Origin of the sequence: Neisseria sp. 23W00296 (assembly GCF_044772855.1) — a bacterium.
Classification (GTDB): Bacteria; Pseudomonadota; Gammaproteobacteria; order Burkholderiales; family Neisseriaceae; genus Neisseria.
In genome coordinates, this window is the sequence record NZ_CP173024.1 from 721,541 (window position 1) to 732,924 (window position 11,384).

Consider the following 11,384-nt stretch of genomic DNA (forward strand, 5'->3'; position numbering starts at 1 on the left):
CAAAAGGCCGCCTGAAAACCGCCAAACGGGTTTCAGACGGCCTGTGTATGCCGCAGCCGTTTCAGGCCGTCTGAAAGGCGTCTTTTCAGACAGTCTTTACATTTTCCATTTGAAGCTGAACAGGACGTTGCGCGGTTCGCCGTAGAAGTTGCCGCTGTCGAAGCTGCGGCCGTATTGGTTGGTGTAGTAGCGTTTGTCGGTGAGGTTGTTGACGGCGAGGCCGAGCTGCATGTGCGGGTTGGGGCGGTATTGCAGGTTGGCGTTCCAGACGGTGTAGCCGCCTTGGGTGAGGGTGCGGATGCTGTTGGAGGTTTTGCTGCTGCTGTTGATGCCGAGGCCGACGCTCCATTTATTGCCTGCTGTCGGCAGGGTGTAGCTGGTGTAGAGGCGCAGCATGTGTTTGGGCGTGTGGGTGCTGAAATCGTAGCCTTTTTCGCGGCTGGCAATGCCGCCGGGGATGGTGTTGCGGTTGACGCTGCGGTTGAAGGTGTAGCCGGCGAAGATTTTCCAACGCTCGCTCAGGTCGCCGGAGATTTCGGCTTCCACGCCCCTGCTGCGGCGGTCGAGAGCGATCCAGTAGGGTTTGGGGGCGTTGACGCGGAAGTTTTCGTTGTCTTTGTCGGTGAAATAGGCGGCCAGCGCGGTGTTCAGACGGCCTGAAAGCCATTGGCCTTTCCAGCCGATTTCGTAGTTGCGCCCCATAATCGGCGGCAGCAGGTTGTCGTTTTCGTCGCGGTTCATGGTTTGCTTGAAGATGGCGGTGTAGCTGGCGTAGAGGCTTTGGCTCGTGGTGAGGTCGTAGGTGACGCCGGCGTAGGGGATGAAGCGGTTGCGTTTGAGTTCGTTAACCGTGCCCGGGGTGTTGTCTTTGAGGTTTCTGTCCCAAATCAGGTAGCGGTACCAGCGGGTGTAGCGGCCGCCGGCCATGATGTGCAGGCGTTCGGTGGGGTTGAGGCGCACACCCGCGCCGAAGGCGTGGGTTTTGTAGCGGCCGTCGCCGCCGCGCGCTTTGATGTCGGCGCCGTCCCAGTCGGGTTTGGCGATTTCGCTGCCGTTGAAGCTGTCGGCGTCGAAGCGGCGGCTGTCGTCGGGCCAGCGGTTGACGGTGTGGTGTTTTTCTTTGGAGAAGCTGTGCATGAAAAACACGTCGTGGCTGCGGCCGAGCGCTTGGAAGCGGCCGGTGAGGTTGTTCTGCCAGGTAAACTGGCGCGAGTCGTTGTCGTAGCGGTCGTGGCTGTAGGTTGCGCCCAGGCCGTCGGTGCCGATGCCCTCGCCGTTGATGCCGCCGAGGAAGTAGTATTCTTTTTCCGAGGCGGTTTTGCGCCAGTCAAGTTTGCTGGAGAGTTTCCAGTTGTCGTTGAAGAAGTGTTCGTATTCGGCGAAGAGGTTGGTTTTTTTCAGACGGCTTTCGTTCCAATCCGCGCCCAGATAGCGTTTGCGCGGCAGGCCGCGGCCGTCTGAATACAGCGGCAGGCCGACAAGGTCGGGGGTTTCGCTCTTGTCGATGCGGCTTGCGCCCCAAGTGAGTTTGCCGTTGTCGCCGATGTCTTTTTCCATCACGCCGTAGAGCAGGATGTCGCGGCCGCCGGAGCGTTCGCGGAAGTTTTTGTTGCGGGCGGCCGAGCCGACAAAGCGGCCGCGCAGGCCGTGTTCGCCGCTGAGTGTGCCGGAGGCGTCGAAAGTGCTGTTGATTTTGCCGAAGCGGTCGGCCAAAAGGTCGGCGCTGATTTGGCGCTGCGCGGTGGGTTTTTTGCGTGCGGCGTTAATCGTGCCGCCCGGTTCGCTGTTGGCTTGGGTCAGACCGGCCGCGCCGCGCACCACTTCGATGCGGTCGTAAAGCGCCAGATCGGTGGCGTTGGTCGGGTCGCCGTAGGGGCCGCCGAGGCCGAAGCCGCCGGGCGAGCCGATTTGGCTTGCCATGCCGTCTTCTTCAAACTGCTCGATAAAGTAGCCGCGCGACATGAAGTGGGTGCGGCCGCCGGATTGGAAAACGTTGACGCCGGTGGCGGTTTTGAGCGCGTCTTCCAGCGTGGTGATGCCTTGGTCTTCGAGCTGTTTTTTGGTGATGACGGTAACGGACTGGGGAATGTCTTTAGGCGCGAGAATCAGGCCGGTGGTGGAGCGCAGGGCGGAGGCGGCGTAGCTGTTGCGGTTTTCCGTGCGCAGGCTGCGGTTTTTGGCGGTAACGGTCACTTGCGCCACGCCTTCGCTTTCTTCTATGTTGTCTGCCTGTGCGGCGGTGTCGGCGGCGGCATGGCCGGCGATAAGGGCGAGGGCGAGGGCGGAAAGTTTGAAGGCGGACATGAATCGGCTCCTGATGTGTGTGGGAAGGGGAATCGGTAGGGAAAAACGGCGCAAGCAAACTGTTTTCAGACCGCCTTTCGCGGCTGCGTCGCCGCAAAAATGCGCGCATTGTAATAATGTAACACATGGTTTATTTTGATTTAAGTCAAACCGTTTGTGCGGAAAACTTGCGTTTCCCCCCCGCCCTGCGGCACAGGCGCGGGCGCAACGGCGGCGGGCTTTTGTGGCATAATGCGCGCCCTTGCCCGCACGTCGGACGCTGTATTTTTTCAGACGGCCTTTGCCGTTTGGAACCGTCATTTATTTCAAAACTATCCCCGAATCACGCAGGCGGCGAAGAGGCCGTCTGAAAACAGAAAGAACCGCCATGAATCCCTTTTCCTCATTGGGTTTGGGTCAGGAAATCGTCTCTGCCCTCACCGATCAGGGCTACGAAAACCCCACGCCCATCCAGGCCGCCGCCATTCCCAAAGCCCTGGCCGGACACGATCTGCTGGCTGCCGCGCAAACCGGCACCGGCAAAACCGCCGCCTTCATGCTGCCCAGCCTGGAACGCCTCAAACGCTACGCCACCCCCTCCACCTCGCCAGCCATGCACCCCGTGCGCATGCTCGTGCTCACGCCCACGCGCGAATTGGCCGACCAAATCGACCAAAACGTGCAGGGCTACATCAAAAACCTGCCCCTGCGCCACACCGTCCTTTTCGGCGGCGTGAATATGGACAAGCAGACCGCCGATTTGCGTGCCGGCTGCGAAATCGTCGTCGCCACCGTCGGCCGCCTGCTCGACCACGTCAAACAGAAAAACATTCACTTCAACAAAGTCGAAATCGTTGTCCTCGATGAAGCCGACCGCATGCTCGACATGGGTTTCATCGACGACATCCGCGCCATCATGCAGATGCTGCCGCGCGAGCGCCAAACCCTGCTCTTTTCCGCCACCTTCTCCGACCCCATCCGCAAGCTCGCGCAAGACTTTATGAACGCGCCCGAACTCGTCGAAGTCGCCGCGCAGAATACCGCCAATGCCAACGTCGAACAGCACATCATCGCCGTCGACACCTTCAAAAAACGCCACCTGCTCGAACGCCTCATCGTCGATTTGGACATTAAGCAGGTTATCGTCTTCTGCAAAACCAAACAAAGCGTTGACCAAGTCACCCGCGATTTGCAGCGGCGCGAAATTGCCGCCCAAGCCATCCACGGCGACAAATCCCAGCAAAGCCGCCTCGAAACCCTCGCCGCCTTCAAAGAAGGCAGCCTGCGCGTCCTCGTCGCCACCGACGTCGCCGCCCGCGGCCTCGACATCGCCGAGCTGCCCTTTGTTATCAACTACGAGCTGCCCGCCCAGCCCGAAGACTACGTCCACCGCATCGGCCGCACCGGCCGCGCCGGCGCCGACGGCGTCGCCATCTCGCTGATGGACGAAAACGAACAGAAAATGTTCGAAGCCATCAAAGAGCTGACCGGCAGCGACATCGCCGTCGAACGCATCGAAGGCTTCGAACCGCAATGGTGGGACAAAGGCACACAGGAGAGTGCCGCGCAGAGGCCGTCTGAAAACCGCCGCCGCAGCGACAGCGCCCGCAGCGAAGAGCGCCGGCCGCGCCGCGAAGCCGACAAAGGCAGGGACGCCGGCGACTCCTGCGGCAGAATCGCCGGACGCAGCAGGCGCAACCGGCGCGGCGAGCGCGTCAAATGCGCCCTGGTACTGCCCAACTTCGGCGTGAAATAAAGCGCGTCCGTCGCATACGCAAAGGCCGTCTGAAAACGCCGCCCGACAATGTCGGGCGGCGTTTTCAGACGGCCTAACCGTTTTGGCTGCTCCGAAGCTGTGTTTTCAGACGGCCTAACCGTTTTGGCTGCTCCGAAGCTGTGTTTTCAGACGGCCTCACCGTTTTGGCTGTGCCGAAGCTGTGCTTTCAGACGGCCTCACGGCACGGAATGCCCGCAAATCCAGCACCTCATCATAAAACTCCGCCAATTCCGGCTGATGGCTGACCATCACCACCGTAGTATTCGGCAACTCGGTTTTGAGCAGCGCCAACAGGGCGTGGGCGGAAGCGGTGTCGAGCGCGGAGGTGTTTTCGTCGAGATAGAGATAATCGGGGCGGATCAGCAGCGCGCGGGCAAAGGCGATGCGCTGCTGCTCTCCGGCGGAGAGGGTTTGCGCCCAGTTGCGCGTTTCGTGCAGGCTGCCCGCCCATTTGGCCAGGCCGGTTTTTGTCAGCACCTCGCGGCACAGGCCGTCTGAAACGGGTGCTTCGGCCGGATAGCTCAAGATTTCGGCTAGCGTGCCTTTGCCGATATAGGTTTTCTGCGGCAGCAGCAGGGTTTTGCCTGCCGCCTGCGTCCACGCGCCGCCGTAATACGGCCACAGGCCGCCGATGGTGCGCAGCAGCGTGGATTTGCCCAAGCCGCTGTCGCCGGCAAGCTGCGTCCAACGCTGCGGAGCGATGCGGGCGCGGATATTTTCCAATACCGGCACGCCTTCGGGAGTAAACAGGCTCAAGCCCTCAAGCGCGGTGGTTTCGGCTTCAGGCGCGGTTTTCTCTTCGCCCTGCTCAAAGGCGATGTTTTCGCGAAACTGGCTCAAACGCAGCAGCGTGGCGCTCCACTCGGGCAGAATCGAGTAGGCAAACACAAACCAGCTCAATGAGTTGAACACCGCCGTAAACGCGCTGCGTATCTGCATCAGGCCGCCCAGGGTGATTTTTTTCGCCAAAAACAGCGGCACCGACGCAAGCACCGGCAGCATCAGCGAAAAGCGGTCGTAGCCGGTGGTAAACAGCCCCAGATGCAGCTCTTTGGCCATCAGATTCCGCCAGTTGCCGACAATCGCGCCAAACTCCTGCCGCAGGCCGTTTTTTTCGCGCGCCTCGCCTTTATAGAGTGCAATCTGCTCGGCGTGGTCGTGTTTGCGTACCAGCGAAGCGCGGAAGTCGGCCTCGAATTTCTGCTGGTCGTAATTGAGCTTGTGCAGCTTTTTGCCGATTACCTGCGTGAACAGGCTGCCCAAGAGCGTATAGGCAGCGGCAATCCACACCAGATAGCCTGTTATCGTGATGTCGCGGCCGAACAGATGGAATGTGTGCGTGCCCGACAAGTTCCACAAAATGGCGATAAAGGAATATAGCTGCGCCAGATTGGTTAGGAGCGACACAAACAATTCGATGCTGCGCGAGACGAAAATATTGATGTCGTCGGCGATGCGCTGGTCGGGGTTGTCGGTGGACTGCCTGAGCGCAATGCGGTAATACGCGCCGCGTGCAAACCATTGGTTTAAAAAGTAATCCGTCAGATGCGCGCGCCAGCGGATAATCAGAAACTTACGCAGCCAGGCGCGCGATACCGAGCAGAAAATAAAAATGGCGATGTAAATCAGATACTGGCTGATGAGTGCGTAGAGTTTGGCCGCTTCGAGCGCGTTGAGCGTGTCGTAAAAGGTTTTGCTCCAATTGTTGATCTGCACATTGATGGCCACCACGGCAAAACCGAAGCCCGTCATTACCGCCAGCCAGAACACCGCCGACAGCGCGTTTTTACGCAGCCAGTAATCGCGCACAAACCAGCCCAGCCGGCGGAAAAAGGCAAAGCGTCCCAAAGCCAGCGACAGTAGCGCAAAGCCCGCCGCCCCCGCGTTGCACGCCGCCCACAGCTTCCACCACGGCGCGGCATCCTCCGCCGCCTGCACCGCCTCGGCAGGCGCGGGCGGCACAAGCGCAGACACGGCGGCAAAACCGTAATCGACCAAGGCCAAAATGCCGCTGACGACAAAAAAAGCCAGATTGACCCACAGCACAAACTGCGTGAGAGCGGCGGCCGTGCTGCGTTCGTTTTTTTGGGGGGTAGAAGGATTCATGGTTGCGGATTTCATCAGACAGATAATCGGAGGCTGTCTGAAACAGGCAGACGGCGGGTTTGTTTTCAGGCTGCTTTTTCAGACGGCCTTTGGTGTTTCAGGCTGCCTTGCGGCCGTCTGAAAGGATAAAGGTGTCGGATACAAGTATCCGACCTACGTCTGCTGCTTTAAGGCCGTCTGAAACTTTGTCCCCTCTCCCGCTTGCGGGGAAGGGCTAGGGTGGGGGCTTGCGCCGCTGCGGCCACTTTTGCAGAAACGGCACAAAAGCAGTTCTGCGGACTGCCACCCCCTCCCCAACCCTTCCCCGCGCTTGGGACGCAGGGGAGGGAGTCAGATGCATGGAGGAATGGGCGGTTTCAGACGGCCTGAATGTCGGATTCGAGAATCCGACCTACGGTTAAAGTTTGTAGGTCGGATACTTGTATCCGACATTTTTCTGCGTCGCTTTTGGGGTAGTCGGATTCAAAAATCCAACCTGAGACAAAAGGCCGTCTGAAAGCAGCCTGAAAACCGTTTACCCGTTTTCAGGCTGCTTTTGCCGTTCAGACGGCCTTGCCGTTTATTTGGCTTTGAAGCCTTTGGCGGAGCTGAAGCCGTATTTTTTCAGGATGTTTTGGCCTGTGGGGGACAAGACGAAATCGACATAGCTTCTGGCCGCTTTGTTTTTGGCTGCGGCGGTGGGGGCGATGGCGTAGGAAACGGGGGTTTCGAGGGCGACGGCGAAGGAGATGTTGACTTTGTCTTTGGCCAATACGGCGTCGGTGCGGTACACGAAGCCGGCCTCGGTTTCGCCGCGGGCTACGTAGTCAAGCGCTTGGCGTACGTTCTGGGTGGAGACGATTTTGGGCTGCAGGGTGCCGTAGAGACCGGCTTTTTCCAGCGCGCCTTTGGTGTAGCGGCCGGCGGGTACGCTTTCGGGATTGCCGACGGCAATGCGGCTGACGGTAGCGGCTTTCAGATCGTTAAGGGTTTTGATTTTGAGACGGCTGTCTTTGGGTTGGACGACGACCAAATCATTCAGCACAAAAGTGTGGCGGCTGGCTTTGTCGATCAGCTGCTGGTCTTGGGCTTTGTCCATGGTGGTTTGGTCGGCGGTGGCCAATACGTCAACCGGTGCGCCTTGGGCAAGCTGCTGCAGCAGTACGCCGGATGCGGCGGTGTTCAGTTTGATATTGGTGCCGGGGTGTTTTTTCTGGTAGGCAGCGTTGATTTCCTGAAAGGCTTCTTTCAAGCTGGCAGCGGCGGAGACGGTAAGGTCGTCGGCGAATGCGGGGGCGCTGACAATCAAGGCGGCGATCAGGGCGGTGTTGCGGAGTTTCATGTTGGGTTTTCCTTGGGTGGTTGGGATGGTGGGTGGGCAGCCTGAAAATGTTGTTCCCTCTCCCGCTTGCGGGGGAGGGTTAGGGTGGAGGCGGTTGCCGTTTCTGTAACGGCAGGCAAAGCAGTTCTTTGAACCGCCACGCCCTCCCCAGCCCTCCCCCGCGCTTGGGGCGCAGGGGAGGGAGTACGGTCGCGGCAGGATTTGCCGTTTCAGGCTGCTTTTGGCCGTCTGAAAATGCAGGCAAAAACCAAAGGCCGTCTTGCGGATTGCAGGACGGCCGTTTTGGCGGGTGTTGCGGTTTTTCAGGCTGCCTACGCGGGCGCGATTATAGGAAATCGGGGCAGCCTGAAAACCGTACCGAAGGACTAATCCGAAAGTAGGATTGCGTGTTTGGCGTTTTCAGGCTGCCTGTTTCCATGCGCTATCAGCGTGTGCCGTTGCGGCGGCGTACGAGCTGCCACGGGCGGATAAGGTAGAACGCGCTGGCAAAGCCGCTCCATACGTGCACCATGCGGGTGAATGGGAAGATGAAGAAGAAGGTCATGCCCATGAAGATGTGCAGTTTGAACAGGAAGTTCGCGTCTTCGATGTAGCCGGCCGCGCCGCCCCGGAAGGTTACGATGTGCTGCGCCCACTGCATGAGTTTGACCATTTCGTGGCCGTCCAAATGCCCCATGCTGACGAAGATGGTGGAGAGGCCGAGAAGCAGGGTGATTAAAATCCAAATCAAAACGAGTTTGTCGCGCCAGGTGCTGTTGATGCTGATGCGGTCGATTTTGAAGCGGCGTTTGATCAGGATAATCAGGCCGATCAGGGCGGTGGTGCCGAAGATGCCGCCCATGGTCATGGCGAACACTTGTTTTGCGCTGTGGCTCACGCCGATGGCATCCCAAAACCACAGCGGGGTGAGCAGGCCGAACAGGTGGCCGCCGAATACGGCGAGCACGCCGACGTGAAACAAGACGCTGCCCAAGCGCAGCTGGCCGCGGTAGAGCATTTCGCTGGAATCGCTTTTCCAAGTGTATTGCTCGCGGTCGAAACGCATCAGGCTGCCGAGGAAGAACACGGCCAGACAGATGTAGGGGTAAACGCCGAAGAAAAACTGGTGGAATGTGTTGAGGTCGTTCATGATTTTTCCTTTTCAGGCGGCCTTAGGCGGGGCGGCCGTTGGGGTAGAACTGTACGGTCTGCACGCTCGGTTTGAGCAGCGGCTCGATGCCCTGCACGTCGGGGCCGAAGGTTTCCATCGCTTCGTCCATGTCGCGCACGGGCGGCTCGGTTAAAGGCTGCGGCTCGACGGGGCTGAGGGATACGGCCGTCTGAAGCAGCGCGGCGTAGGGTGAGCCGTAGGCCGTGAGGTTTTTGCCGATGTGGTTGATGACGTGCACCGCGTCGCCCAAGAGTTTTTCCGCGTCTTCGGGCGGGATGTGGGCGAAAAATTCCAACAGCGCGGGCAGGTAGTCGGGCAGTTCGTCGTCGCCCAGCTCGAAGCCGTAGCGGCGGTATTCTTCGAGCAGATCAACCATCGCGCTGCCACGGTCGCGGTCTTCGCCGTAAACGTGCTCGAAGATATAGAGCGCGTGCTGGCGGGTGCGGTCGAACACGAGTACATAGTCTTCCTGCAATTCGCGCAGGCTGCGGCTGCCCAAATGGTCGAGCAAGGCCTGCAACGCGGTTTTGTGCGGCTCAAGCTCCGGCCATTCGTTTAAGGCCGTCTGAAACTCCGGCAACGCTTCGATAAGGTCGGCTTCGGGGTAACACATCAAAGCCGACAGCCATTTGTAAACCATCGGGTTGGCGGCCATCAGCGTACTCCTTCTTCGCGGTTTTTCTGGAGGTCTTTGCGGCGGTCGAAGAAGATAATCGGCGTGCCTTTGCGTTTGCCGAACAGGTTTTCCTGGGTGAGGCCGTCGCCGTTGTCGCCGGAGCAGCCGTTGCCGAAGCTGAATCCGCAGCTGGCTTTGTCTTCAAAGCTGTTTTCCACCATTTCTTTGTGCGAGGTGGGGATGACGAAGCGGTCTTCGTAGTTGGCGATGGCGAGAATCTGGTACATGTCTTCGACCATTTCGGGGGTGAGGCCGGTGCCGTCGAGGGTTTGTTCCAGTGTTTCGCCTTCGACTATCTGGCCGCGTTTGAAGCGGCGCATGGCGATCATGCGTTCGAGGGCTTCTTTGATGGGTTCGACTTTGCCTGCGGTCAGCAGGTTGGCCAGGTAGCGCAGCGGGATGCGCATTTCGTCCACGCTGGGGATGATGCCGTTTTCGCCGACAAAGCCGTTTTCGATGGCGGACTGGATGGGCGAGAGCGGCGGGATGTACCACACCATCGGCAGGGTGCGGTATTCGGGGTGCAGCGGGAAGGCGATTTTCCAGTCCATCGCCATTTTGTACACGGGCGAGCGTTTGGCTGCGTCTATCCAGCTTTGGCTGATGCCTTGTTTGAGGGCTTCGCGTTCGATTTCGGGGTCGTGCGGGTTGAGGAAGATGCCGAGCTGGGCTTCGTACAGGTCTTGCGGGTTTTCGACGCTGGCGGCTTCTTCGATGCGGTCTGCGTCATACAGCAGCACGCCCAGATAGCGGATGCGGCCGACGCAGGTTTCCGAGCAGATGGTCGGTTCGCCCGCTTCGATGCGCGGGTAGCAGAAGATGCATTTTTCGGCTTTGCCGCTGACCCAGTTGTAGTAGATTTTTTTGTAGGGGCAGCCTGAAATGCACATACGCCAGCCGCGGCATTTGTCTTGGTCGATTAACACGATGCCGTCGTCTTCGCGTTTGTAGATACTGCCGGAGGGGCAGGAGGCGACGCAGGTGGGGTTGAGGCAGTGTTCGCACAGGCGCGGCAGGTACATCATGAAGGTCTGCTCGAACGCGCCCATCATTTCTTTCTGGATGCCTTCAAACAGGGTGTCTTTGGCGCGTTTTTCAAATTCGCCGGCCAAGTCGTCTTCCCAGTTGGGGCCCCATTCGATTTTGTCCATTTTTTTGCCGGTAAGCACGGAAATCGGCCGCGCGGTGGGCGGGGTTTTCATTTTCGGCGCGTTTTGCAGGTGCTCGTAGTCGTAGGTAAACGGCTCGTAGTAGTCGTCGATTTGCGGCAGGTTGGGGTTGGAGAAAATGTTGGACAGGATTTTCAGACGGCCGCCCTGCTTGGGTACGAGTTTGCCGTTGGGTTTGCGCACCCAGCCGCCCTTCCATTTTTCCTGGTCTTCCCAGTTTTTCGGAAAGCCGATGCCGGGTTTGGTTTCGACGTTGTTGAACCACGCGTATTCCACGCCGTCGCGGCTTGTCCAAACGTTTTTGCAGGTAACGGAGCAGGTGTGGCAGCCGATACATTTGTCGAGGTTGAGTACCATACCGACTTGCGCTCTGATTTTCATAGTGTGTTCCTTGTGGTTTGTATTTCTGCTGTTTCAGGCTGCCTGTAAGGCCAAAGGCAGCCTGAAAACCGGGTTATCGGTTGTTCGGCGCGGCTTCGAAGCCGGCGCGGGGGCTGATAACGGAAACGAGGATGCAGTCCTCTTCGGCATCCGGCCGGTTGCGCGCGCCGTGTATCTGGTGCAGGCCGACGATGACGCTTTCGCCCGCACGGATGGTGCGGCCGCTGTTTTCGTCGTCGAGCAGCTCGGCTTCGCCTTGCAGCACGATCCAGATGTCCACACCGTGCGGATGGCGGTGGGCGGGCAGGCTGGTGCCGGGCGGTATCTGCCACAGCACCATGTTGTCGTGGCGGTCGTGGTGCAGCACGGTGCGCACGGACTCGGTGCCGCCGTCTTTGAGGTGGTCGGCGAAACGGATGATTTGCGGGGTCTGCATGTTTCCCTCCCTTGTGATCTGTTTTTCAGACGGCCTTTCAGGCTGCTTTGCAGAGGCCGTCTGAAAGGCAGCCTGAAAAGGTCGT

Annotated in this window: 8 protein-coding genes; 1 reads left to right on the forward strand and 7 read right to left on the reverse strand. The window is 59.2% G+C overall.

The window, feature by feature from the left end:
• Positions 1 to 96: 96 nt before the first annotated feature.
• The gene (locus ACG2K1_RS03725; protein WP_395429014.1) at positions 97 to 2,304 is read right to left on the reverse strand and encodes a TonB-dependent siderophore receptor; all 2,208 of its coding nucleotides are present in this window, start codon (positions 2,302 to 2,304) and stop codon (positions 97 to 99) included.
• Between the two features lie 367 nt (positions 2,305 to 2,671).
• Between ACG2K1_RS03725 and ACG2K1_RS03730 the strand changes: the two genes are divergently transcribed.
• Positions 2,672 to 4,039 (forward strand): DEAD/DEAH box helicase, encoded by a 1,368-nt coding sequence (locus ACG2K1_RS03730; RefSeq protein ID WP_036496410.1) that lies wholly within the window; start codon positions 2,672 to 2,674, stop codon positions 4,037 to 4,039.
• A 156-nt stretch (positions 4,040 to 4,195) separates the two neighbouring features.
• On the opposite strand, the gene ACG2K1_RS03735 is transcribed toward ACG2K1_RS03730, so the two are convergent.
• From ACG2K1_RS03735 to ACG2K1_RS03760, 6 genes are all read right to left on the reverse strand, one after another.
• Positions 4,196 to 6,166: an ABC transporter ATP-binding protein/permease gene (locus ACG2K1_RS03735; protein WP_395429015.1), complete on the reverse strand. Its 1,971-nt coding sequence runs from the start codon at positions 6,164 to 6,166 to the stop codon at positions 4,196 to 4,198.
• A 559-nt stretch (positions 6,167 to 6,725) separates the two neighbouring features.
• Positions 6,726 to 7,487, reverse strand: coding sequence for a molybdate ABC transporter substrate-binding protein (gene modA / locus ACG2K1_RS03740; RefSeq protein WP_036496107.1), 762 nt, complete (start codon positions 7,485 to 7,487; stop codon positions 6,726 to 6,728).
• 424 nt (positions 7,488 to 7,911) lie between these two features.
• The gene (gene narI, locus ACG2K1_RS03745) at positions 7,912 to 8,616 is read right to left on the reverse strand and encodes a respiratory nitrate reductase subunit gamma (RefSeq protein WP_395429016.1); all 705 of its coding nucleotides are present in this window, start codon (positions 8,614 to 8,616) and stop codon (positions 7,912 to 7,914) included.
• A gap of 22 nt (positions 8,617 to 8,638) precedes the next feature.
• Positions 8,639 to 9,292 carry a nitrate reductase molybdenum cofactor assembly chaperone gene (narJ, locus tag ACG2K1_RS03750; protein WP_395429017.1) on the reverse strand — a complete coding sequence of 218 codons (654 nt, stop codon included), beginning with the start codon at positions 9,290 to 9,292 and terminating at the stop codon, positions 8,639 to 8,641.
• Entirely contained in the window at positions 9,292 to 10,863 is a 1,572-nt protein-coding gene (narH, locus tag ACG2K1_RS03755; RefSeq protein ID WP_395429019.1) for a nitrate reductase subunit beta, read from the reverse strand. Before narH ends, narJ begins: the two co-directional genes overlap by 1 nt.
• Before the next feature lie 73 nt (positions 10,864 to 10,936).
• On the reverse strand, positions 10,937 to 11,299 hold the full coding sequence (locus ACG2K1_RS03760) for a cupin domain-containing protein (RefSeq protein WP_395429020.1): 363 nt from the start codon (positions 11,297 to 11,299) through the stop codon (positions 10,937 to 10,939).
• Between the last annotated feature and the right edge of the window lie 85 nt (positions 11,300 to 11,384).

Coding starts and splice junctions, on each gene's coding strand:
- modA (WP_036496107.1), bottom strand. CDS start 7,487: ATGAAACTCCGCAACACCGCCCTGATCGCCGCCTTGATTGTCAGCGCC.
- ACG2K1_RS03760 (WP_395429020.1), bottom strand. CDS start 11,299: ATGCAGACCCCGCAAATCATCCGTTTCGCCGACCACCTCAAAGACGGC.
- narJ (WP_395429017.1), bottom strand. CDS start 9,292: ATGGCCGCCAACCCGATGGTTTACAAATGGCTGTCGGCTTTGATGTGT.
- narI (WP_395429016.1), bottom strand. CDS start 8,616: ATGAACGACCTCAACACATTCCACCAGTTTTTCTTCGGCGTTTACCCC.
- ACG2K1_RS03730 (WP_036496410.1), top strand. CDS start 2,672: ATGAATCCCTTTTCCTCATTGGGTTTGGGTCAGGAAATCGTCTCTGCC.
- narH (WP_395429019.1), bottom strand. CDS start 10,863: ATGAAAATCAGAGCGCAAGTCGGTATGGTACTCAACCTCGACAAATGT.
- ACG2K1_RS03725 (WP_395429014.1), bottom strand. CDS start 2,304: ATGTCCGCCTTCAAACTTTCCGCCCTCGCCCTCGCCCTTATCGCCGGC.
- ACG2K1_RS03735 (WP_395429015.1), bottom strand. CDS start 6,166: ATGAATCCTTCTACCCCCCAAAAAAACGAACGCAGCACGGCCGCCGCT.